The following is a 22771-nucleotide window of genomic DNA, read 5'->3' on the forward strand; positions in this document are numbered from 1 at the left end:
GCGCGGTGCCACGCCCAAGGCCGCACAGAAGGTGTTCCGGCGCAGCCGGAGCGCCTGCGGGCGCGGGAGCTCACCGCCCGGATTTGCGGTGCGGGTTGCGGCAGATCCTGGGGGATTCTGTTCCCTCATCAACGGCACCGCAAAAGCTGCAGCGCCACCGTGCCTGAGCCCGCTCCTGACGCCACCGGCAATTGCGGGTCAGGTTCATGGCAAAGCGGCGCCACAGAAAGTAGCAGAAGACACCAATCGCGAGGACAAACAGCAGGACCATACGGCCTGTCTAATTCCGCGCGGTTCCTGTTTCAACAGGCCGCCCGGCAACGCTTCTTCGGATCATGCGGCCCGGTAATACGCGAACAACTCTTCCCGCTGCGTCATCAGCTGCAGGATTGCAGGCGGTTCCGGCTCAAAATAGGCAAAGGCCTGTTCCAGCGCCGCCAGCGCATCGCGGGCGGCTTTAGCCTTTTCATCCTGCCTGGGTTCCACGGGTTTCATCGGACTGCCTCCTGACTTCTGGCAATGCCCTCCCTTGCAGGCAGAGTAGTGCTGCGCCTGCTCCGCTGCACCGCATGAGTTTGCAGCCCCGCCATGCGGTGCCCGCAATCCGCCGCTCAGTACCGGTGTCAGCCTGTCAGAAGGTCGCCGGCCAGCCCCAGCGCAAAGCCCGCCACCGCGCCCAGCGCGGGCACGCTGCTGCGGCTGGAATGCGCCTTTGGTGCGATGTCCTGGAACAGCAGATAGAGGATCCCGCCCGCGGCAAAGATCATGATTGCCCCAAGCACCCCGCGGGCCTCTGCCAGCCAGAACAGCCCGGCCAGAGCGCACAGCGGCCCAAGAGCAGCCAGCCCGAGGAACGCCAGCAGCACATGCCAGGCAGGGCTGCTCCCGCGCCAGATCTCGCGGAAGGCGGCAAAGCCTTCCGGCAAGTTCTGCAGGAAGATCATCAGCGCCAGCAGCCGCGCCGTGGCGGCATCCGCCACCAGCATCGCCCCGAGTGCCATCGCTTCGGGCAGGAAATCGAGCAGCATCGCCAGCAGCAGGGCACCGCTGCCGCCGCGCTGTTGCAGCAGCAGATCGGCCAGAAAGAACACGCCGCCGCCTGCTGCAAACAGAAAGACAGCCAGCAAAGGCGGCAGGGCTTCTGCCGCCTCCGGCACCAGCACCAGCGCCACTGCCGAGGCCAGCGCACCGCCGCCAAAGGCCGCAACCGCATGCAGCACCTCATCCCGGAGCATCGGGTTGCGGATATGCTCGCACCAGGCAAGGACACCGCCCAGAGGCATGGCAAGGCCCGCAAGCCCTGCTAGAAGAATGGCAAATTCATGCGGTTGCATCCAGCCAGACTAGGACTGGCGCCGCCATAGCTCAACGGGTTTCACATCAGGCGTTGATACAGGAGGTTGCCTGGCTGGCTTGCGCCTCCGTCACGTTTGGTCCGGGCTGCACCGTCCGCAGAACCGTCGCCCCGGCGCCGTGGCCCAGGAATTCGGTGCTCACCCGGTACTGCCCGGAAATGCCCGCCGCCTCGATGCAGCTGGGAATGCGCGCGTCGGTGGCAGCCAGCTGCGCACCCAGCCTGTCATTGTCTGCTGCCGTCATACAGCCGGCCAAAGCAGCCAGCGCCGCAAGGGCCAGTGAAACACGTGCCATGAAAACTCCTGTGCCTGCTCCAGGAAAACAATACCCCCGGTTTCGCAGGAAACCGGGGGCAGTGCAATTTCAGCAGCCGCAGAGCGGCGGATCCTTGCGGATCAGGCGCGTCCTCAGACCGCGCGCTCGACCATCATCTTCTTGATATGCGCGATCGCCTTGGCCGGGTTCAGGCCCTTGGGGCAGGTCTTGGCGCAGTTCATGATGGTATGGCAGCGGTACAGCTTGAACGGGTCTTCCAGGTTGTCCAGACGCTCACCCGTCGCCTCATCCCGGCTGTCGATGATCCAGCGGTAGGCGTGCAGAAGCGCAGCCGGGCCAAGGTAGCGGTCGCCGTTCCACCAGTAGGAGGGGCAAGAAGTCGAGCAGGACGCGCACATCACGCATTCATACAGCCCGTCCAGCTTCTTGCGGTCCTCAATGGACTGCTTCCACTCTTTCGCCGGGCGGTTGGTCTTGGTCTCCAGCCACGGCATGATCGAGGCATGCTGCGCATAGAAATGCGTCAGGTCCGGGATCAGGTCCTTGACCACCGGCATATGCGGCAGCGGGTAGATCGCCACATCGCCCTTGATCTCATCCATGCCGTAGATGCAGGCCAACGTGTTGATGCCGTCGATATTCATCGCACACGACCCGCAGATCCCCTCGCGGCAGGAGCGGCGGAAGGTCAGCGTCGGGTCGATCTCGTTCTTGATCTTGATCAGCGCGTCCAGAACCATCGGGCCGCAGCTGTCCATATCGACGAAATAGGTGTCGACCTGCGGGTTCTTTCCGTCATCCGGGTTCCAGCGGTAGATCTTGAACTTGCGCACATTGCTGGCGCCTTCCGGCTTGGGCCAGGTCTTGCCGGTGGTGATCTTGGAGTTCTTGGGGAGGCTGAATTGAACCATGGTCTGTCTCCTTAGAACGTCCGCGCCTTGGGCGCGATTTTCTTGAGGCTGATGCCGCCTTCATCCTCGGTGGTCAGCGGATCCTGGATCACCGGGCGGTAGGACAGCTCAACCTTGTTCCCTTCCACGCGGGAGACGGTGTGGACCCGCCAGTTCTCGTCGTCGCGCGTGGTGAAGTCCTCATGCGCATGGGCGCCGCGGCTTTCCTTGCGCGCCTCGGCGCCAACGATGGTGGCCAGCGCGTTCGGCATCAGGTTGGTGAGCTCCAGCGTCTCCATCAGGTCGGAGTTCCAGACCAGCGAGCGGTCGGTGACAGCCAGATCGTCCATCTTGGCCGCAATTGCAGTCATCTTCCCGACGCCCTCGGCCATGGTCTCGGCGGTGCGGAACACCGCCGCGTCGGCCTGCATGCATTTCTGCATCTCCAGGCGCAGGTCCGCGGTCGGGATGCCGCCTTGGGCATTGCGCAGGGTGTCAAAGCGGTCAAACGCCTTGTCGACAGAAGCCTGGTTCAGCACCGGGTTCGCCGCATCTGCGTCCACAACCTTGCCCGCGCGGATGGCGGAGGCACGGCCAAAGACCACAAGGTCAATCAGCGAGTTGGAACCCAGACGGTTGGCGCCATGCACCGAGGCGCAGCCTGCTTCGCCCACGGCCATCAGGCCCGGCACAACGGCGGTCGGATCATCCGCGGTCGGATTCAGCACCTCCCCCCAATAGTTGGTCGGGATACCGCCCATATTGTAATGCACGGTCGGCAGAACCGGGATCGGCTCTTTGGTCACATCCACGCCGGCAAAGATCTTGGCGCTTTCCGAAATACCCGGCAGCCGTTCCGCCAGCGCCTCGGCCGGCAGGTGGCTGAGGTTCAGGTGGATATGGTCGCCCTCGGCGCCGACGCCGCGGCCTTCGCGGATTTCCATCGTCATGGAGCGGGAGACATAGTCGCGCGGCGCCAGGTCTTTGTACTGGGGCGCATAGCGCTCCATGAAGCGTTCGCCTTCGGAGTTGGTCAGATAGCCGCCCTCGCCCCGCGCGCCTTCGGTGATCAGGCAGCCGGAGCCATAGATGCCGGTCGGGTGGAACTGCACAAATTCCATGTCCTGCAGCGCCAGCCCGGCGCGGGCCACCATGCCGCCGCCGTCGCCGGTGCAGGTATGCGCCGAGGTAGCGGAGAAGTACGCACGGCCGTAGCCGCCGGTTGCCAGCACCACCATCTTGGCGTTGAAGACATGCATGGTGCCGTCATCCAGCTTCCAGCAGACAACGCCCTGGCACTGCCCGTCCTCGGACATGATCAGGTCGATGGCGAAATACTCGATGTAGAATTCCGCGTTGTTCTTCAGGCTCTGGCCATAGAGCGTATGCAGAATCGCATGGCCGGTCCGGTCAGCGGCGGCACAGGTGCGCTGCACCGCAGGGCCTTCGCCGAACTCGGTGGTGTGGCCGCCGAAGGGGCGCTGGTAGATCTTGCCTTCCTCGGTGCGCGAGAACGGCACGCCGTAATGCTCCAGCTCGTAGACCGCCTTGGGCGCCTCCCGGGCCAGATATTCCATTGCATCGGTGTCGCCCAGCCAGTCGGAGCCCTTGACGGTGTCATACATATGCCACTGCCAGCTGTCCGGCCCCATGTTGCCCAGGGATGCGGCGATGCCGCCCTGCGCCGCAACAGTGTGGGAGCGGGTCGGGAACACTTTGGTCACGCAAGCGGTGCGCAGGCCCTGTTCCGCCATGCCAAGGGTCGCGCGCAAACCCGCGCCGCCTGCACCAACAACCACGACATCATACTCGTGGGTTTCATATTCATACGCTGCTGTCATGTTATCTGTTCCTTACCGCGTATTTCAGAGGGCGAGCTTAACAAGCGCAAAAAGGCCCGCAGCGATCAGCGTGTAGGCAAAGGCCGACACCGCGACGAGCGCGAGTTTGCCAGCAGCGCCATGCACGTAATCCTCAATCGCTTCATGCGCCTCGCGCATGACATGCAGTGTGATCACGATCAGGCTCAGCCCCGTGGCAATCGCCGGGAACGGACGGCTGAAATAAGCCTGCACCTCTTCGTAAGAGCCGCCCAGGCCATTGCCGAAAATGATGATGAACAGCGGCACCAGCGGCACCAGCAGGATCGAGCTGACAAGCATTTGCCAATGGTGGTGTGTCCCGGTGCCGCCTGCACCCAGCCCCTGCGCCCGTTTACGGTCTGTCAGAAATCGCATGAGATCGCTCCTTACACCACGAGCACTGTGAGAATGGTCAGGACAGTGGCGCCGATGAACATGCCCTTGCCCAGTTTTTCAGAGACCGGGACATCCAGGCAGTAGCCGAAGTCCCAGATCACGTGCCGCAAACGGCCCAGCATATGATACCAAAGCGCCCAGGCGGCGCCGAACAGAACCAGATCGCCCAGCCAGCTGCGCAGCAGCCCGTCGATAAAGGCAAAGGCGGTCTCCGAAGTGGCGGCGGCCAGCAGCCACCAAACCACCAGCAGGGTCAGAACCAGCGTCGCAATTCCCGTAATGCGGACCATGATCGATGAGATGGAGGTCATCTGCGGACGGTAGTACGGCCCGATCATGAATGGCGAAAGCGGGCGGTTGCCCCGATTGACATCGGCCATGTTGGCTCCTTTCCGTTGGCTGACGACGTTTTAGCCGATTTTTACGTCGTGTCACCCGAAGGAAGGGTTAAAAACCATGTGAATTTGCTCTGTTGGCGCTAAAAGGTCACGCCTTGTGATCACACCAAATATTTAGTGATCACAAATTCGAAGTTTGGAAATTTTTTGCAGAATCATGAAGGCTTCTGCAAATCACTGCAAAGCTGCCGCCCTCCGGCCCGCGCCATGCTGCACTGCGGCAGTCTGCCGGGCAACCTCGCGCACCAGCTTCCTGCGGATCCGGGACGGATAGTCGGCAAAACTCGCCGCTGTGACCACAAAGGCGCCCTCGCCGCGGATCACATTCTCGAAAAAATAGGCCGTCAGATCCGGCTCGCTCTGCTCGATGGCAATCGCGTTCACTGTGACCCCCAGGGCAGACAGTGCACCATGCGCCTCGCGCGGCTCGACGCCCTCGTTGGAAAAGCCGTCGCCGGAAATGTCGATCACTTTGCGCTTGCACTGCGTCACAGCCGCAAACTGCTCCAGCGCCAGAAACAGCGCCTCGCCGACGGCGGTGGAATAATTACGCCAGGGCCGCGGTGCCTGTTCGATCCGCCGTGCCAGCGCCTCGACATCGGCAAAACTGCGCACTGAAGCCCAGGGCAGCGTCACCTCCTGCCGGGTCTCACCGGACCATTGCATCAGCATCACCTGTGCCCGTCCCTTGACGAGCGCTTCAGACACCACCCCATCGCGCAGCCCCGCGGCCAGCCCATCCATCTGGATCCGGTATTCGCTGGCATCCACAGAGCCGGAGACATCCACTGCCAGCACCAGCGCCAGATCGCAGGCCGCTGCCCGAAGCGGCCACAGGAAAAACAATGAAAAAACCATAAGCTGCATGACACGCATGGTTTCAGCCTAGGACGGAAATCCCGCTGCGGCTATCACATTTGCGCCATCCCGGACGCCGGCGGCTGAGAACAGCACTCCCGGGTGCTGTCAGTTCAGGAGCCTGATGCCATCCGGGCCGCGCTGACCTCCGCTGGTGTACAAGTTGCAGATACAGTTCAGCCCTTGCTGATCCAGCGGCTTGCAGAGGTACGCCTTGACCACTTCGAACTGCTCGGCCAGCGCAATGTCCCGGGGATTCAGAGACGAGCTCAGCATCACCACCAGCACCTTGACAAACCCCTCCCCCAGCTGTCCGGTTGCCGCTTCCAGAAACTCAAATCCGTTCATCCGCGGCATGTTGATGTCAAGCAGGATCAAATCCACCCGCGGGCACTCCCCAGCCGTCAAATAGTCCAACGCATCACTGGCATAGTCGAACATCACCAGCTCCCCGACCAATCCGGAGCGCTGAATGATCCGCCGGTAGAACAACTGGTCTGCACGATCGTCATCTATCAGCAGGACTCGGTCTATGATGGGATCAATGTCAGAGTGCAGCATCACAGGCTCCTCACCGGCAGTTTTGCGATGAACGTGGCGCCCCCGCCAGAGGTCGGCACGGTCCATATGCGGCCGCCGTGGTTAAAGACAATCCGGCGGCACAGGGACAAACCCAGCCCCGAGCCCGGGTATTCGTCATAGACATGCAGCCGCTTGAACATGCCGAAAATATTCTCTGCCTCGCCCTCTGGAATGCCGATACCGTTGTCGGCCACCTGCAGCAGGTTCCAGCCATCGGTGTCAGCCGGCGGCGCGCTGATCCGCACCTGCGGAAGCCGCCCGCTGGCCCGGTACTTGATCGCATTGCCCAGCAGATTCTGAACCAGCATCCGGATCTGCAGCGGATTGCCTGCAATTACCGGCAGGCTGTCAACGGTCACCTGTGCCCCGGCCGCTGCGATATCGGCCTGCATGTCGCCGCACACTTCCTGCACCAGCACGTTCATATCCAGCTCGCTCAACTGAACCCCGTCCTCTACCGCCTCGGTGAATCTCAGCAGCGAGTCCACCAGCACCCGCATCCGGGTAACCGTTTCCAGTCCAGCATCCAGCAACTGGCGGATTTCCCCGCCGGCCTGGCCACCCATACTTTCCGACAATTCCGTCAACAGCATCAGCACTGTATTGGCCGGCGCCTTCAGCTCATGCGAAAGCGCATAGGAAAAAGCCCGCAGCTCGTCATTGGCCCGCTCTGCCTCCGCCTTTCCGGCCCTTGCCGCCTCCTCGGCCTGCTTGACCGCGGTGAGATCGTTATGCGCCCCCAGCATGCGCCGCGGCCTGCCATCGGCATCTCGGATCGCCAAGCCCCGGCAGCGCACCCAGACGGTTGATCCGTCCGCATGGCGGTAGCGCACGATCTGGTCATAGGGGTGATCCGGATCAGCACAATGCGCCTGGAAGTTTTCCAGCGCCACCTGCAGGTCGTCCGGATGAATCAGGTCCTGCCATTCTGCCGGGTCATGCTGCTTGGTGGCCGGGTCCACCCCGAACAGGCGCCACATTTCCGGGCTCATCCATTCCTGGTCCGGGTGCTCCAGGTCCCAGTACCAGATCCCGTCCAGCGAGCTTTCCTGAACAAACTGCCAGATCGCCGGATCCGTTTGGATCAGCTGCGCCAGCTCTTCCTTCAGATAATGCGCTTGCGGCATGGCCCGCCTCATGGAAACCCAATTCCCGTATAGGCAGAAACAATCGCAATGACACGTTAAAGTTGTATGAACAAGCAATTAACGCTGCAAAAAACGAAGCGGGCGCCCCCTTTGCTATGGCAGCAGCCCGCTTCTTTCAGGTTCGGAGTACTCTAGGGGGCAGCGCCCCCTCCTCTTCACTTCGGCATCAAAGCCCAGTAGTCGAGATCCAGCAGCACATCGGGCAGGTACTTGCCGTCTTCGCCCTTCAGTTCAAACGGCGCACCGCCCTTGGTAGCCACCAGCCGCAGCCGGATCGCACCGACGCCCGGCGCATCTGTATCCGCCTTGTCCAGAACCTCGGACCAGGCCCGCACGGTCAGCCCCGACAGGCAGGGGTTGGCGTGGGCGCCGCCGTTCAGGCCGACGATCATCTGCGCGTTTGCCAACCCGTTGAACGACAGCGTCCGCGCCATTGAGATCACGTGGCCGCCATAGATCAGACGGGTTCCATCCGGGCGCGCCGTATTGTCGAAATGCACCTTGGCGGTGTTCTGCCACAGGCGGGTCGCCATCATGTGCTCGGCTTCCTCGATGGTGACGCCATCCACATGGTCGATGGTCTCGCCAACCTCGTAGTCGCCCCAGCGGTGCGGCTCGCCGGCCAGGGTGAAATCGTAATTGCTGAAATCCAGCCCGGCCGGGATTACCAGCTGCTCCGCCGGGATCACCTTGTTCAGTTCGGGGATCACGGTTTCGGGTGCCGGGGCCGAGATATCGCGTTTGCGCACCATCACCCAGCGCACGTATTCCATCACGCATTCATCGCGCTGGTTCAGGCCGCGGGTGCGGACATAGACCACGCCGGATTTGCCGTTGGAGTTCTGCTTGAGGCCGATCACCTCGGACTCCGAGCGCAGCGTGTCGCCGGGATAGACCGGCAGCAGCCAGCGCCCCTCGGCATAGCCAAGGTTCGCCAGCGCATTCAGCGAGATGTCCGGCACCGTCTTGCCGAACACCACGTGGAAGGCCGCCAGATCATCCAGCGGCGCCGAAGGCAGACCAGAGGCCCGGGCAAATTCATCCGAAGAATAGAGCGCATGGCGCGCCGGGTAGAGCGCATGATAGAGCGCCCGCTCGCCGCCCGATACCGTGCGCGGCACCGCATGGCGGATCACCTCGCCAACGGTGTAGTCTTCAAAAAAGCGGCCCGGATTGGTCTTGGCCATCAGTGTTCTCCCAGTTTGGTCTCAGGCGTGTAGGTTCCGTCCACCTCCTTCACCACCGCCTGGCCGCAGCGCATCACGCCGCGGGCCGCGTCAAAGGCGTAGACAGGCTCGCCCTGCAGCTCCCAGCCCTTGTTCAGCGCAGCCGTTACCTTGTGGCAAAAGGCGGAGGTGTCGTCTTCGGACAAAAATCGGTAGAGTTTCATGGCTTCCTATCCTGCTGAGGGCCTATCCCGGAAACGGCGACGGCCCGACCATGGAATGGACGTAGCCGATCACCCCCATCAGGACAATCGAAGCGGCAAAGAACATGCCATCCTTGGCAATCGAGCCCTTCGGCCCCGGCTGCCATTCCGGCTCGGAGCGGTTGATCACGATGACCTCAGCTACCGCCCAGGCCAAAAGCCCGCCGAACAGAATGATCGAAGCCAGATCGCCATTCACCAAAAGATGCGCCGTGGCCCAGAGCTTGAACCCCGCCAGCATCGGATGCCGCATGCCGCTCAGCAGCGCGCCTTTCTTCGGTGCCGGGCTCATCATGTAGATGGCAATCAGCACCAGCAGATTGTTGATATGCACCATGAAGGACGGCGGCGCCCAGACATGGATAAACTCCGTGCTGCGGTAACCCAGCACCATCAGCACAACACCCGCAACCAGCACCAGCGCCGCAACGCCGCGGCCGCCGTTGCCCATGGCGGCACGGCGCTCCGGCGCCAGCCGTTTGAACAGGTGGCCGCCCCACCACAACAGGATGCCTATGAGCAGAAGCGTCATCTCAGTCTCCCAAAGCTGTTAATCGCGTCAACAGCTAGGCCGAAAGCGCGGCAATTGCATCCGCTTTTGCCAGGATCTCACGCGCCGTCACCACATGCAGGTTCTCAACTATCCGGCCGTCGACCACGGCAACACCCTGCCCTGCGGCCTGCGCCTCCTCAAATGCGGCGATCTGGCGGCGCGAGGTGTCGATCTCGCGCTCGGTCGGTGCAAAGGCGCCATTGGCCACTTCCACCTGCGCCGGATGGATCAGCGTCTTGCCGTCAAAGCCCATGTCTCTGCCTTGCGCGCATTCCGCGGCCAGGCCTTCGACATCCTTGAAGGCATTGTAGACGCCGTCGACAATCACCAGCCCCTCGGCCTTGGCCGCCAGCAGGCACAGCCCCAGCCCGGTCATCATCGGCAGCCGGTCGGGGCGGAAGCGGGTTTGCAGCTCCTTGGCCAGGTCATTGGTGCCCATCACCATGCCCTGCAGCTTGGGATGCGCGGCAATCGCGGCTGCGTTCAGCATGCCGCGCGGGGTTTCCATCATCGCCCACAGCGGAATGTCTCCGGTGATCTCTGCCAGTGCGTCCAGATCCTCCGGCGCGTTCACCTTGGGCAGGAGAATCGCATCGCAGTCCATCTTTGCTGCCGCCATGGCATCCTCGCGGCCCCACTCGGTATCCAGCCCGTTGATCCGCACGATCTTCATCCGCGCACCAAAGCCGCCCGCCTCCAGCGCTTGCGCCAAGGTCGCACGGGCATTGGGTTTTTCGTCCACGGACACCGCATCTTCGAGGTCGAAGATCACCGCGTCCACCGGCAGGGTTTTGGCCTTCTCCAGCGCGCGGGGCTTGGAGCCGGGGATGTACAAAACCGAACGGTAAGGGCGGGCACGCGGGTCCATGCAGTGTCTCCACAAGTTATTTTGTTGCGCAAATCGGTATAGATTCGATTGTATACTTTCAAGTACAATTCCGCTGCAGCGCAGCAAAAACCTGACGGCACTTGCAGCAAGATATTGATATTACGTGTGCTTTCATGGTGCGCGGTCGATTAACCACTTATCAGCACCTGATCGGCACACTGAAGGATATCAAGGCACAGGGTCCCTGCCGCCGCACCGGCCGCACCTGACGCCCGCAGGCATGAGGCCTGCACCTAGTAATAAGTCACACACCGGCCCGCTCAGGGACACCGGGGGCTGCCGTCAGGCACCCTGCTCTGTCCGGCCGTTCCGGAAAGGGTAAAACGAGATGAAACAGACACTTTTCGCACTGCCGGTTGCCCTGGCTGCGCTGGTCCTGGCCGCTGCTCCGGCCGCCGCTCAAAACCGCAACTGCGCGCCGCGCGACATGGTAATCAAGCGCCTGGCCGAGAAATACGGCGAAAGCCGCCAAAGCATCGGCATGGGCCAGCAGGGCATGGTGATGGAAACCTTTGCCTCCGGCGAAACGGGCTCCTGGACCATCACGGTGACCACTCCCAACGGCATGACCTGCCTGGTGGCGTCCGGCCAGTCCTATGAAGTGCTCGCAGAGGCACTGCCGGAAACCGACAGCGACGCCTGAAAAGTTATTGAGGCGGGTTTCCAGGCTGCAGGTTAAGCGGCCGGGGACGCCGCGCGGGCTGGCTCTTGCGAGCAGTTGTCAGGTCAGCCCGTCCCAGATCAGCTTGGCGCCGGTCACCGTCAGCAGCACATAGGTGAGCGCAAAAAACCAGCGCTCCGGAATGCTGTGGTGCAGACGCACCCCCAGCCAGGCACCCAGCAGCGCAAATGGTGCCAGCACCAGGTCAAGCAGCAGCGTGTCCCAGGTGAACAGCCCCAGCCAGGCATAAGGCACCGCCTTGGCGATATTGACCGCCCAGAAGATCAGCACTGTGCTGGCCTGATACTCTGTCTTCCGCAACTTCAGGCTGAGAAGATAGACCGCGGCAGGCGGTCCGCCCGCATGGCTGACAAAACTGGTAAAGCCAACGGCCACTCCGGCAAACAGCCCCGCCCGGTCTGAAAGGCGCCCTGCAGCACCGGCTGAAAACCCCAGCTGCCCCCGCATTTGCCACAGCACAAACCCGACCGAGACCGCGCCGATCAGCACCCGCATCGCATCATCATTGACGGCTGAGTAAAGCCAGGCGCCCAGCGCCACTCCGGGCAGCCCGCCGCCAATCAGCAGCAGCGACGCGCGCAAATTCCAGCGCCCCCAATAGGGCTTCAGCGTCGCCAGATCGATCAGCATCAGCAAGGGCAGCATCAGTGCCAGCGCCATTCCCGGCTCCAGCACAAGCGCCAGAATCGAGGCCGAGGCAAACGCCGCGCCGGAACCGAAACCGCCCTTGGACACGCCCGCGAAAACGACCGCAGGGATGGCAAAAACGAAAAACATAGCATCAAATGCCATCATGGCCTGCCTTCGAAAGCCCTAAATTCCTTGCGCTTTAGCGGTATCACCACGGCATACGCAAGTATACAGAGCTCTTTGCCGCAGCGCAGAACCCTTGCACGGGGGGCCGTTACGCCGTAGGCATCAGGAAATTTCAACCGGACCGGAGACATTTCCCAATGGCACGACCCAAAATCGCCCTCATCGGCGCAGGTCAGATCGGCGGCACCCTCGCACACCTCGCAGCGCTCAAAGAACTCGGCGACGTTGTCCTCTTCGACATCGCCGAAGGCACCCCCGAAGGCAAGGCGCTGGACATCGCGGAATCCGGCCCCTCCGAAGGCTTCGACGCCTCCCTCAAGGGCACCCAGTCCTATGAGGACATCGCAGGCGCCGACGTCTGCATCGTGACCGCCGGCGTGCCGCGCAAGCCGGGCATGAGCCGCGACGACCTGCTGGGCATCAACCTGAAGGTGATGAAATCCGTCGGCGAAGGCATCCGCGACCACGCGCCGGACGCATTCGTGATCTGCATCACCAATCCGCTGGACGCGATGGTCTGGGCGCTGCGCGAGTTCTCGGGCCTGCCCCACGCCAAGGTCTGCGGCATGGCCGGCGTTCTGGACTCCGCCCGTTTCCGCCACTTCCTGGCCGAGGAATTCAACGTCTCCATGAAAGACGTCACTGCCTTTGTGCTGGGCGGCCACGGCGACACCATGGTGCCCTCCGTCCGTTACTCCACCGTCGCCGGCATCCCGCTGCCCGACCTGGTCAAGATGGGCTGGACCACCCAGGAGAAACTGGACGCCATCGTGCAGCGCACCCGTGACGGCGGCGCCGAGATCGTTGGCCTGCTGAAAACCGGCTCCGCCTTCTATGCGCCCGCCACCTCGGCGATCGAAATGGCCGAAGCCTATCTGAAAGACCAGAAGCGCGTGCTGCCCTGCGCTGCTTACTGCACCGGTGAAATCGGCGTCAAAGACATGTATGTGGGCGTGCCCACCGTGATCGGCGCCAGCGGCATCGAGCGGATCGTCGACATCCAGCTGACCGAAGAAGAGCAGACCATGTTCGACAGCTCGGTCAACGCCGTGAAAGGCCTGGTTGACGCCTGCAAGGGCATCGACAGCTCGCTGGCCTAAAGCCCGCAGCCTCAGTGACAGTCAAGGGCCTGCCGCCGGCGGGCCCTTTTCTTTTGCGCGCTCCGCAACGGAATGACGTTTATAACTTGCAATGCGGCGCTTGCGGCCTACGGCTGCCTTTCGAATCAACGCCGTTAAGCTTTCGAAAAATTGTGATCACACCCCGGAAAAGCGTGATCACAAAACCCGAAAATCTTCATCATTTCCCGGCCTGCTGTCAAAAAAGCCTTTAACACTTGGCTTTAAGACGGCCTATTAAAGACAGATTATTGCAGCCAGACGGGACAGTTTCAGATGAACATCCACGAATATCAGGCCAAAGCCCTCCTTCGCAGCTACGGTGCCCCGGTGTCAGACGGCAAGGTGGTACTAAAGGCCGAAGATGCCAAAACCGCAGCAGGCGAGCTCGACGGCCCGCTTTGGGTGGTTAAAGCGCAGATTCATGCAGGCGGCCGCGGCAAGGGCTCCTTCAAGGAAGCAGACGCCGGCGAAAAAGGCGGCGTGCGCCTGACCAAATCCGTGGAAGAAGCGGCCGAGGAAGCCAAGAAGATGCTGGGCCGCACCCTGGTCACGCATCAGACCGGCCCGGCGGGCAAGCAGGTGAACCGCATCTATATCGAGGCCGGTTCGGGCATCAAAACCGAGCTGTACCTGGCGCTGCTGGTGGACCGCCAGACCTCGCGCATCTCCTTCGTCTGCTCGACCGAGGGCGGCATGGACATCGAGGAAGTGGCCGCCGCCACCCCGGAGAAGATCCTGTCCTTCTCTGTCGACCCGGCCACCGGCTACCAGGCCTACCACGGCCGCCGCATCGCGTTCTCATTGGGCCTCAAGGGCGCCCAGGTCAAGCAATGCGTCAAGCTGATGGGCCAGCTGTACCAGGCCTTCGTCGAGAAGGACATGGAGATGCTGGAGATCAACCCGCTGATCGTCGGCGACGACGACAGCCTCAAGGTGCTGGACGCCAAGGTCGGCTTTGACGGCAACGCGGTCTACCGCCATGCCGACGTGGCCGAGCTGCGCGACACCACCGAGGAAGACCCGAAAGAGCTGGAAGCCTCCAAGTACGACCTGAACTACATCGCGCTCGACGGCGAGATCGGCTGCATGGTGAACGGCGCAGGCCTGGCGATGGCCACCATGGACATCATCAAGCTTTATGGCGCTGAGCCTGCCAACTTCCTCGACGTCGGCGGCGGCGCCACCAAGGAGAAGGTCACCGAGGCGTTCAAGATCATCACCTCCGATCCCAACGTCAAAGGCATCCTGGTGAACATCTTCGGCGGCATCATGCGCTGCGACGTGATCGCCGAGGGCGTGGTTGCAGCCGTCAAGGAAGTCGGCCTGCAGGTGCCGCTGGTGGTCCGCCTTGAGGGCACCAACGTCGAGAAAGGCAAGGAGATCATCAACACCTCCGGCCTGGACGTGATCGCTGCGGATGACCTGAAAGACGGCGCCGAGAAGATCGTGAAGGCGGTCAAGGGCTGAGCGGAATGAGATTCGGTTCCATTTCGGCTGTCAGCTTCGCGCTGATGTGTGCGGCGTGTTCCAGCGGTTACACCGCTGGAGACGCCGAGCTGAACCTTGCTTCCGCAAGTAGTGAAGCCCCGGAACAAGGCGCTTATGTTGCAACCGCAGCGCCAGCTGCAGGCGGGCGATACGATCCTGCAACCGACGTCTTCGTTCCGGCACCCGGCACCTATGGCAGCCACGAGGTATTGAATTCCACCGCCGCACCCGCGGCTTCACAGACAACTGCGAATGCACCAGCAGCCTTTGCGAGCGCAACTGTGCCGGCAGCCCCGGTGCAAAACGTTGCGTTCTCCTCCTCCGCCAGCCCGGCAGGCGAGGTGCCTCTTTTGGTTCAAACCTGTGTTCAATCCGTTTCCGGAGCTTTCGGGAATGCTGATGGGCTCGCACAGAGGGGCTATAAGCTGCAGCGTGTCTCGGAGTCCCGCCGTAAGTTCCAACGGAAGTTTCCGGTCTCCACTTTTGCGGCTCTGAATGGCTCCCACCGGTCCTCAGGATTGGAACTGCGGGCAAATCCGCGGCGCTCCGAGAACTACTGCTCTGTCACAATCACAAGCAATGAAAGCCCTGGCAGCGTGACTGCGGCTTTGCGCAGCTCTCTTGCAAACGCAGGTTTTCGCGAAATCGGCGGTGACACTTGGAGCAATGGCAGCAGGCAATTCAAGGTGTCCCAATTCCTGTCCGGCTCCAGGGTCGCCTGGACCACCTCGGTCAACATTACTGAAGCCCGATAGCGCAATCTTGCGCCCCTTGGATCAGATCACTCTAGGAGCCTTTCAAATGCAACGACCAACTGGCGGAATCAAACGGACCATTGAGCAGCAGCAAGCTGCTTCAGTGACTGTTTCCCCAACAACGCAAGGTCAAGGCAAGTGAAAGCCGCCGCCTTCCTCACAAGCTTGCGGCAAACCGCTGCGCGCCTCTCAAAACAGGAACAAAACTGATGCCGCAGGCAACCTCAGATACCGGTCAGCATTCGTCTCCGGACGATGCACAGCCGCGCGCCTGCCCGGCCTGCGGCAGCAGCGGGTATCAGCGGCTTGACGAATACTCTCCTGACCATTGGGAAATGGCGGAATGCGCAGGTTGCGGCTTTGTCTTTCTGCGCAACCCGCCGGGCTATGAAGCGCTCAAAGAGGAGTTCGCCTGGGAGCGCACATTCGAGGCCAAGAAAGCTGCCTCCCGCGGGTCAACCCCATTCAGCCCTTTGGCCCGCAAGATCCGCGGCGCCCTGCGGATGGGCCGGGACAAGACCGCGTCCTACCGCAGGTGGTTCAATGATGGCCATGTGCTGGACATCGGCTGCGGCAGCGGCGGGCGCATCGCACCGCCGATGACTCCCTATGGGATCGAACTCTCCTCCGGCCTGCACAAGATTGCCGATGAGTTCATGCGCGCGCATGGCGGCTATTGCCTGCATGGCCCGGGCGCCAAGGCGATCTGGCAATTCCCCGAAGGGCTGTTCGACGGCATCCTCATGCACTCCTACCTGGAGCATGAAACCGAAGTCTCAGAAGTCCTGCAAGGCGCCCACCGCGCCCTGAAACCTGGCGGCGGCGTTTTTGTGCGCGTGCCCAATTACGCCTCGCTCAACCGCCGAGTAGTCGGCCCCAAATGGTGCGGTTTCCGCTACCCCGACCACGTCAATTACTTCACTCTCAGCAGCCTCACAGACGTCGCGGCCAAAGCCGGGTTCACCACCCGGCTGGTCAACCGTGTCACCCTGCACATTGACGACAATGTCTCGGTGCTGCTGCGCAAAAGCAACGCTTCCTAACGCAAGGATCAAAACGACATGGCAGTCCTCATCGACGAAAACACCAAAGTCATCTGTCAGGGCTTCACCGGCTCGCAGGGCACATTCCACTCCGAACAGGCCATCGCCTATGGCACCAAGATGGTTGGCGGCGTCACCCCGGGCAAAGGCGGCCAGACCCACCTGAACCTGCCGGTGTTCGACTCCGTGCACGAAGCCAAGCATGTGACCGAAGCCAACGCCTCGGTGATCTACGTGCCCCCGCCCTTTGCTGCGGACTCGATCCTTGAGGCCATCGACGCGGAAATGGACGTGATCGTCGCGATCACCGAGGGCATCCCGGTTCTCGACATGATGCGGGTGAAGCGCGCGCTGGAGAACTCCTCCTCGATCCTGATCGGCCCCAACTGCCCCGGTGTGATCACCCCGGACGCCTGCAAGATCGGCATCATGCCCGGCCACATCCACAAGCGCGGCAATGTGGGCGTTGTCTCCCGCTCCGGCACCCTGACCTATGAGGCTGTGAAGCAGACCTCAGACGTGGGCCTGGGCCAGTCGACCTGCGTCGGCATCGGCGGCGACCCGATCAAGGGCACCGAGCATATCGACGTGCTGGAATGGTTCCTGGCCGATGACGAGACCGAAAGCATCATCATGATCGGCGAAATCGGCGGCTCCGCCGAGGAAGAGGCCGCGCAATTCCTGGCCGATGAGGCCAAGAAGGGCCGCTCCAAGCCGGTAGCAGGCTTCATTGCAGGCCGCACCGCCCCTCCGGGCCGCCGCATGGGCCACGCGGGCGCCATTGTCGCCGGCGGCAAAGGCGGTGCTGACGACAAGATCGAAGCGATGAAATCCGCAGGCATCGTGGTCGCCGAAAGCCCGGCCGGCCTGGGTGAAGCGGTTCTGAAAGCGATCGGCAAGTAAATGCGGCGCTGCTTGGCATACGCTGCAAGAGCGGTGGAAAGCCTTGGGCGGGTACAGCGTACCCGCCCGCAGAAACATTCCCGTACGTTTGAGAAACGGTCAGGCAAAAAAAGTCAGGCAAGTTTGGAACTGCGTTTCAGCACTGTTCTGCTTACCGCGGCACTTTGCATGTCTCCAGGACTAGTTTCCGCAGGAAACCAAAAAAACAACGAAATTGATTACGCAGTCCAGCTTTGCCGCACTCTAGCCTACCGTCCCGCAGGTCAATGGCCGGAGTATCTTTCTGGTCAAGGATTTACCAAAATTCAAGAAGACCAGGTAGTAGAAACAATTCGCTCGGGAATTGAACTGCAACTAACTCACTTCCCTAGGTCTGATCTTCCAACACCCGAAGCCTTGGAGGCGTGGGTGCAACGTGAAGTTGGTTATCGGCTGAGATCCGGTCGATTTGTTAGTAAGGACCACGGGCCTATGGCTCCTTTTGCAGCCCCCGAAATTGGCACCTTATTTGTCGCGCCCTTGAAGAGAATCAAAAAACATCGCGGCGTTGCAAGAGCCGGCTTAATCAAGTGCGAAATGATATTCGACAAGTGGATCAGCAAACAGAATACCAATTCCGCAGTGAAACGTCTTCTTTCCGACCAGGAAAGTTATCTTGGGCCAGGAATTACTACGCCTGCTTACGCTCACGCCACACTCGGCTATTCACTTCCTAACCCTCCAGAAACGCTTATCGAAGTACTGTCCTATCGAAACAGCAAACGCACGCGCGGCCACACAATCGTAACGATCGAATTGACAGGCGTCCTTTCAAACTAGCTCCGGCTTTAAATCCCAGGTAAACCAATGACCGAACAAAGCCCAAACGACCTCTTCCACGCCTCCTCCTTCATGCAGGGGCACAATGCGGAGTATCTGGAGCAGCTTTATGCCCAATACGCCAATGACCCGAATGCGGTGGATGCCGCCTGGGGCGAGTTCTTCCGCCAGATGGGCGATGCCGAACTGGACGTGAAGGCCGAGGCCGCGGGCCCCTCCTGGGCGCGGGCTGACTGGCCGCCGGCGCTGGATGACGATCTGACCGGTGCGCTGACCGGTGAGTGGCCAGCCCCGGCTGAGGCCAAGGGCGCCGGCAAGAAGATCAAGGACAAAGCATCCGCAAAAGGCGTTGAAGTCACCGACGATCAGGTGCAGCGCGCGGTGCTGGACTCGATCCGGGCGCTGATGCTGATCCGTGCCTACCGGATCCGCGGCCATCTGTCGGCGGACCTGGATCCGCTGGGCATGCGCGCCGCCACTGCGCGGCCCGAGCTGGATCCCAAGACCTATGGCTTTACCGAGGGCGACATGGACCGCCCGATCTTCCTCGACAACGTGCTGGGGCTGCAGGTGGCCACCATGCGCCAGATTGTCGAGATCGTGAAGCGCACCTACTGCGGCACCTTTGCGCTGCAGTACATGCATATCTCCGATCCCGAGCAGTCCTCCTGGCTGAAAGAGCGGATCGAGGGCTACAACAAGGAAATCAAGTTCACCCGCGAAGGCCGCAAGGCGATCCTGAACAAGATGGTCGAGGCCGAGGGCTTCGAGAAGTTCCTGCACGTCAAATACACCGGCACCAAGCGGTTCGGCCTGGACGGCGGCGAAAGCCTCATTCCGGCGATGGAGCAGATCATCAAGCGCGGCGGCGCGCTGGGGGTGCAGGATATCGTGATCGGCATGCCGCACCGCGGCCGCCTGAACATCCTCGCCAATGTGATGCAGAAACCCTACCGGGCGATCTTCAACGAATTCCAGGGCGGCAGCTTCAAGCCCGAGGACGTCGATGGTTCCGGCGATGTGAAATACCACCTCGGCGCCTCCTCGGACCGCGAATTTGACGGCAACAACGTTCACCTCAGCCTCACCGCCAACCCCTCGCACCTTGAGGCGGTGAACCCGGTGGTTCTGGGCAAGGTCCGCGCCAAGCAGGACCAGCTGGGCGACAGCGACCGCAGCCGGGTGCTGCCGATCCTGCTGCACGGCGACGCGGCCTTTGCAGGCCAGGGCGTGGTGGCGGAATGCTTTGCGCTGTCGGGCCTGCGCGGCCACAAGGCCGGCGGCACTATGCATATCGTGGTGAACAACCAGATCGGCTTCACAACCGCGCCGCATTTCTCGCGCTCCTCCCCCTACCCCACCGACAATGCGCTGGTGGTCGAGGCGCCGATCTTCCACGTCAATGGCGACGATCCGGAGGCCGTGGTGCATGCCGCCAAGGTCGCAACCGAGTTCCGCCAGAAGTTCCACAAGGACGTGGTGCTGGACATCTTCTGCTACCGCCGCTTCGGGCATAACGAAGGCGACGAGCCGATGTTCACCAACCCGATCATGTACAAGAAGATCAAAGGCCATAAGACCACGCTCAGCCTTTATACCGACCGGCTGGTGCGCGACGGGCTGATCCCCGAGGGCGAGATCGAGGACATGAAGGCGGCCTTCCAGGCGCATCTGAACGAGGAATTCGAGGCCGGCAAGGACTACAAGCCCAACAAGGCCGACTGGCTGGACGGCCGCTGGTCGCATCTGGACAAGAAGGACGCTGACTATCAGCGCGGCCGGACCGCCATTTCGCCCGAGACCATGGCCGAGATCGGCACTGCGCTGAGCCGTGTGCCGGACGGCTTCCCGCTGCACCGCACCGTCGGCCGGGTTCTGGATGCCCGCGGCAAGATGTTCGAAAACGGCGAGGGCTTTGACTGGGCCACCGGCGAAGCAATGGCTTTCGGCTCGCTGATGCTGGAAGGCTACCCGGTGCGCCTGGCGGGCCAGGACGCCACCCGCGGCACCTTCTCGCAGCGCCACTCCGGTATCGTGAACCAGGAGACCGAGGAGCGGTATTACCCGCTGAACAACATCCGCTCGGGCCAGTCGCATTACGAGGTGATCGACTCGGCGCTCAGCGAATATGCGGTGCTGGGTTTCGAATACGGCTATTCGCTGGCGGAACCGAATGCGCTGACCCTGTGGGAAGCCCAGTTCGGCGATTTTGCCAACGGTGCCCAGATCATGTTCGATCAGTTCATCTCTTCGGGTGAAAGCAAATGGCTGCGGATGTCAGGCCTCGTCTGCCTGCTGCCGCACGGGTTCGAGGGCCAGGGGCCGGAGCACTCTTCCGCCCGTCTGGAGCGTTTCCTGCAGATGTGCGGCCAGGACAACTGGATCGTGGCCAACTGCACCACGCCTGCGAACTATTTCCACATCCTGCGCCGCCAGCTGCACCGCACCTTCCGCAAGCCGCTGATCCTGGTGACCCCGAAGTCGCTGCTGCGCCACAAGCTGGCGGTCAGCAAGGCCGAGGAATTCACCACCGGATCCAGCTTCCACCGGGTGCTGTGGGATGATGCCCAACATGGCAATTCGGACACCCAGCTGGTGCCGGATGATCAGATCAAGCGTGTCGTCATGTGCTCGGGCAAGGTCTATTACGACCTGCTGGAAGAGCGCGATGCCCGCGGCATCGACGACGTCTACCTGATGCGGATCGAGCAGTTCTACCCGTTCCCGGCGATCTCGATGGTAAAAGAGCTGGAACGCTTCAAACAGGCCGAAATGGTCTGGTGCCAGGAAGAGCCCAAGAACCAGGGCGCCTGGACCTTCATCGAACCCAACATCGAATGGGTGCTGACCCGCATCAAAGCCAAGCACACCCGGCCTGTCTATGCGGGCCGTGCCACCTCGGCCTCGCCTGCCACCGGCCTGGCCAGCCAGCATAAAGCCCAACAAGCAGCCCTCGTGAACGAAGCGCTGAGCATCTGAGGAAGAGAGACATGACCACCGAAGTCCGCGTACCCACCCTGGGCGAATCCGTGACCGAGGCCACCGTGGCCACCTGGTTCAAGAAACCCGGCGACTCTGTCAGCGCCGATGAAATGCTCTGCGAGCTGGAAACCGACAAGGTGACAGTCGAAGTGCCCTCGCCCGCAGCCGGCACTCTGGGCGAGATCGTCGCTGCAGAAGGCGACACTGTCGGCGTTGACGCGCTGCTGGCCACCCTGTCTGAGGCCAACGGCGCCGCTGCAGCCCCTGCCGCTCCTGCGGCAGCACCGGCTCCTGCTGCTGCGCCCGCAGGCGGCGATAGCGCCCCGGTGCCGGTCATGGTGCCCGCACTTGGCGAGTCGGTCTCCGAGGCAACTGTTTCGTCCTGGTTCAAAAAGGTCGGCGACAGCGTTGCCCAGGACGAGATGCTGTGCGAGCTGGAAACCGACAAGGTCTCCGTCGAAGTGCCGGCTCCGGCAGCTGGCGTGCTGACAGAAATCACCGCCGCTGAAGGCGCCACCGTGCAGGCAACCTCACAGCTGGGTGTAATCGCAGGCGGCGCTGCTGGTACTGCCCCGGCCCCGGCAGCTCCGGCTGCCGCGCAGTCCCCTGCCGCAGCGGTTGCCAAAGACGTCGCCAACGCGCCCTCCGCCGAAAAGGCGATGGCCGAGGCCGGTCTGAATGCCTCGCAGGTCACCGGAACCGGGCGCGACGGGCGCATCATGAAGGAAGACGTCTCGGCTGCCGTGGCTGCCGCCAAGGCCGCACCCGCCCCGGCCCCGGCACCCGCCCAGGTGCGCGGACCGGTGACGGCGGATGACGCGGCGCGCGAAGAGCGGATCAAGATGACCCGCCTGCGCCAGACCATCGCCAAGCGCCTGAAGGACAGCCAGAACACCGCCGCCATGCTGACCACCTATAACGAGGTGGACATGACCGAGGTGATGGCGCTGCGCAATGAGTACAAGGATCTGTTCCTGAAGAAGCACGGCGTGAAACTGGGCTTCATGTCCTTCTTCACCAAAGCCTGCTGCCACGCGCTGAAGGAAGTGCCGGAAGTCAACGCCGAGATCGACGGCACCGACATCGTCTACAAGAACTTCGTCCACATGGGCATCGCCGCAGGCACGCCCACGGGCCTGGTTGTGCCGGTGATCCGCGATGCGGATGCAATGTCCTTTGCCGCGATCGAAAAAGCCATCGCCGAAAAAGGCGCCCGCGCCCGCGACGGCAAACTGTCGATGGCCGAGATGCAGGGCGGCACCTTCACCATCTCCAACGGCGGCGTCTATGGCTCGCTGATGTCCTCGCCGATCCTGAACCCGCCGCAGTCCGGCATCCTCGGCATGCACAAGATCCAGGACCGCCCGATGGCGATCAACGGCCAGGTGGTGATCCGCCCGATGATGTATCTGGCGCTGAGTTACGACCACCGCATCGTCGACGGCAAAGGCGCCGTAACCTTCCTGGTCCGCGTCAAGGAAGCGCTGGAAGACCCGCGCCGCCTGCTGATGGATCTGTAAGAAGT

Annotated in this window: 23 protein-coding genes; 8 read left to right on the plus strand and 15 right to left on the minus strand. The window is 62.1% G+C overall.

Annotation, left to right across the window (positions count from 1 at the left end; all coding sequences use genetic code 11):
• Nucleotides 1-333: 333 nt before the first annotated feature.
• The 14 genes from RA20_RS25805 to RA20_RS16390 form a co-directional block, all read right to left on the minus strand.
• Complete coding sequence (locus tag RA20_RS25805; RefSeq protein WP_193748857.1) at nt 334-495, minus strand: hypothetical protein; 162 nt, start codon at nt 493-495, stop codon at nt 334-336.
• Between the two features lie 128 nt (nt 496-623).
• Nucleotides 624-1283, minus strand: a complete 660-nt coding sequence (locus RA20_RS16330; RefSeq protein WP_241482270.1) for a ZIP family metal transporter — start codon at nt 1281-1283, stop codon at nt 624-626.
• Between the two features lie 97 nt (nt 1284-1380).
• Nucleotides 1381-1650 (minus strand): hypothetical protein, encoded by a 270-nt coding sequence (locus RA20_RS16335; RefSeq protein ID WP_039131045.1) that lies wholly within the window; start codon nt 1648-1650, stop codon nt 1381-1383.
• 113 nt (nt 1651-1763) lie between these two features.
• The gene (locus tag RA20_RS16340; RefSeq protein WP_039131046.1) at nt 1764-2543 is read right to left on the minus strand and encodes a succinate dehydrogenase iron-sulfur subunit; all 780 of its coding nucleotides are present in this window, start codon (nt 2541-2543) and stop codon (nt 1764-1766) included.
• 11 nt (nt 2544-2554) lie between these two features.
• On the minus strand, nt 2555-4363 hold the full coding sequence (gene sdhA, locus RA20_RS16345; RefSeq protein WP_039131049.1) for a succinate dehydrogenase flavoprotein subunit: 1809 nt from the start codon (nt 4361-4363) through the stop codon (nt 2555-2557).
• A gap of 24 nt (nt 4364-4387) precedes the next feature.
• Nucleotides 4388-4759: a succinate dehydrogenase, hydrophobic membrane anchor protein gene (gene sdhD, locus RA20_RS16350; protein ID WP_039131052.1), complete on the minus strand. Its 372-nt coding sequence runs from the start codon at nt 4757-4759 to the stop codon at nt 4388-4390.
• An 11-nt stretch (nt 4760-4770) separates the two neighbouring features.
• On the minus strand, nt 4771-5160 hold the full coding sequence (gene sdhC, locus RA20_RS16355) for a succinate dehydrogenase, cytochrome b556 subunit (RefSeq protein WP_039131054.1): 390 nt from the start codon (nt 5158-5160) through the stop codon (nt 4771-4773).
• Between the two features lie 192 nt (nt 5161-5352).
• Nucleotides 5353-6054, minus strand: a complete 702-nt coding sequence (locus RA20_RS16360; RefSeq protein ID WP_039131056.1) for a DUF1194 domain-containing protein — start codon at nt 6052-6054, stop codon at nt 5353-5355.
• Nucleotides 6055-6144: 90 nt separating this feature from the next.
• Nucleotides 6145-6597 (minus strand): response regulator, encoded by a 453-nt coding sequence (locus RA20_RS16365; protein ID WP_052249033.1) that lies wholly within the window; start codon nt 6595-6597, stop codon nt 6145-6147.
• Nucleotides 6597-7745: a sensor histidine kinase gene (locus RA20_RS24725; protein ID WP_052249034.1), complete on the minus strand. Its 1149-nt coding sequence runs from the start codon at nt 7743-7745 to the stop codon at nt 6597-6599. The genes RA20_RS16365 and RA20_RS24725 overlap by 1 nt, the downstream gene beginning before the upstream one ends.
• A 176-nt stretch (nt 7746-7921) precedes the next feature.
• Nucleotides 7922-8953, minus strand: a complete 1032-nt coding sequence (locus RA20_RS16375) for a MaoC family dehydratase (protein ID WP_039131058.1) — start codon at nt 8951-8953, stop codon at nt 7922-7924.
• Nucleotides 8953-9156, minus strand: a complete 204-nt coding sequence (locus RA20_RS16380; RefSeq protein WP_039131061.1) for a DUF1737 domain-containing protein — start codon at nt 9154-9156, stop codon at nt 8953-8955. Before RA20_RS16380 ends, RA20_RS16375 begins: the two co-directional genes overlap by 1 nt.
• Before the next feature lie 22 nt (nt 9157-9178).
• Nucleotides 9179-9727: an NnrU family protein gene (locus tag RA20_RS16385; protein WP_039131064.1), complete on the minus strand. Its 549-nt coding sequence runs from the start codon at nt 9725-9727 to the stop codon at nt 9179-9181.
• Nucleotides 9728-9761: 34 nt separating this feature from the next.
• Nucleotides 9762-10616, minus strand: coding sequence for an HpcH/HpaI aldolase/citrate lyase family protein (locus RA20_RS16390; protein WP_039131066.1), 855 nt, complete (start codon nt 10614-10616; stop codon nt 9762-9764).
• 349 nt (nt 10617-10965) lie between these two features.
• Between RA20_RS16390 and RA20_RS16395 the strand changes: the two genes are divergently transcribed.
• Nucleotides 10966-11280, plus strand: coding sequence for a hypothetical protein (locus tag RA20_RS16395; RefSeq protein WP_039131068.1), 315 nt, complete (start codon nt 10966-10968; stop codon nt 11278-11280).
• A 78-nt stretch (nt 11281-11358) separates the two neighbouring features.
• Here RA20_RS16395 and RA20_RS16400 read toward each other — a convergent pair whose 3' ends face one another.
• The gene (locus RA20_RS16400; RefSeq protein WP_039131070.1) at nt 11359-12114 is read right to left on the minus strand and encodes a sulfite exporter TauE/SafE family protein; all 756 of its coding nucleotides are present in this window, start codon (nt 12112-12114) and stop codon (nt 11359-11361) included.
• A 158-nt stretch (nt 12115-12272) separates the two neighbouring features.
• On the opposite strand from RA20_RS16400, the gene mdh reads away from it, so the two are divergent.
• The 7 genes from mdh (at nt 12273) to odhB (ending at nt 22766) form a co-directional block, all read left to right on the plus strand.
• Nucleotides 12273-13235 (plus strand): malate dehydrogenase, encoded by a 963-nt coding sequence (gene mdh / locus RA20_RS16405; protein ID WP_039131072.1) that lies wholly within the window; start codon nt 12273-12275, stop codon nt 13233-13235.
• A gap of 294 nt (nt 13236-13529) precedes the next feature.
• Nucleotides 13530-14723 carry an ADP-forming succinate--CoA ligase subunit beta gene (sucC, locus tag RA20_RS16410; RefSeq protein ID WP_039131074.1) on the plus strand — a complete coding sequence of 398 codons (1194 nt, stop codon included), beginning with the start codon at nt 13530-13532 and terminating at the stop codon, nt 14721-14723.
• Between the two features lie 985 nt (nt 14724-15708).
• On the plus strand, nt 15709-16542 hold the full coding sequence (locus RA20_RS16420) for a class I SAM-dependent methyltransferase (RefSeq protein WP_039131079.1): 834 nt from the start codon (nt 15709-15711) through the stop codon (nt 16540-16542).
• Between the two features lie 18 nt (nt 16543-16560).
• On the plus strand, nt 16561-17445 hold the full coding sequence (sucD, locus tag RA20_RS16425; protein ID WP_039131082.1) for a succinate--CoA ligase subunit alpha: 885 nt from the start codon (nt 16561-16563) through the stop codon (nt 17443-17445).
• Nucleotides 17446-17457: 12 nt separating this feature from the next.
• Nucleotides 17458-18264 carry a hypothetical protein gene (locus RA20_RS25430; RefSeq protein WP_152618527.1) on the plus strand — a complete coding sequence of 269 codons (807 nt, stop codon included), beginning with the start codon at nt 17458-17460 and terminating at the stop codon, nt 18262-18264.
• Nucleotides 18265-18291: 27 nt separating this feature from the next.
• Nucleotides 18292-21243 (plus strand): 2-oxoglutarate dehydrogenase E1 component, encoded by a 2952-nt coding sequence (locus RA20_RS16430; protein WP_039131086.1) that lies wholly within the window; start codon nt 18292-18294, stop codon nt 21241-21243.
• An 11-nt stretch (nt 21244-21254) separates the two neighbouring features.
• Nucleotides 21255-22766 carry a 2-oxoglutarate dehydrogenase complex dihydrolipoyllysine-residue succinyltransferase gene (odhB, locus tag RA20_RS16435; RefSeq protein ID WP_039131088.1) on the plus strand — a complete coding sequence of 504 codons (1512 nt, stop codon included), beginning with the start codon at nt 21255-21257 and terminating at the stop codon, nt 22764-22766.
• The last annotated feature ends 5 nt before the right edge of the window (nt 22767-22771 follow it).

This window comes from Leisingera sp. ANG-Vp (assembly GCF_000813725.1).
Lineage (GTDB): Bacteria > Pseudomonadota > Alphaproteobacteria > Rhodobacterales > Rhodobacteraceae > Leisingera.